Source organism: Bacillus sp. LR--39, assembly GCF_053613335.1.
Genome location: NZ_JBSIOT010000885.1, coordinates 1 through 706, shown reverse-complemented (window position 1 = coordinate 706; position 706 = coordinate 1). Strand labels below are relative to the sequence as shown.

Here is a 706-nt window from a genome sequence, read left to right as displayed (position 1 = left end):
ATCGCTTCACAATACAGAACAACCGTAAGTGAGATCACTGAAACGAATGAAATACCGAATCCCGACAGCCTTGTTGTCGGACAAACCATTGTCATTCCAATAGCCGGCCAGTTCTATGATGTGAAGCGAGGTGATACCCTGACATCCATCGCCCGGCAGTTCAATACAACAGCAGCCGAGCTCGCAAGGGTTAACCGCATCCAGTTAAATACCGTGCTTCAGATTGGTTTCCGTTTATACATCCCTCCAGCTCCTAAACGAGACATCGAATCAAATGCTTATTTGGAGCCCCGAGGAAATCAAGTCAGCGAAAATCTCCAGCAGGCGGCCAGAGAAGCGTCGCCCTACTTAACGTACCTTGGCGCATTCAGCTTCCAGGCACAGCGGAACGGAACCTTAGTCGCACCGCCTTTAACGAATTTAAGAAGCATTGCAGAGAATCAAAACACGGCATTGATGATGATTATAACGAACCTAGAAAACCAGGCATTCAGCGATGAACTCGGCCGGATCCTTTTGAACGACGATACTGTAAAAAGAAGACTTTTAAATGAAATAGTCGAGAATGCAAAAAGATATGGTTTCTATGATATTCATTTTGACTTTGAATATTTGCGGCCTGAGGATAGAGAAGCCTATAACCAATTTCTCCGCGAAGCAAGGGATCTTTTTCATCGAGAGGGCTTAGAAATTTCTACGGCTCTTG

At 45.3% G+C, this 706-nt stretch carries 1 protein-coding gene; it reads left to right on the top strand.

The annotated features are described in order from the left end of the window. A partial coding sequence (locus ACWHAR_RS27245; protein WP_452088453.1) for a LysM peptidoglycan-binding domain-containing protein occupies positions 1-706 on the top strand: 706 nt, incomplete at both ends.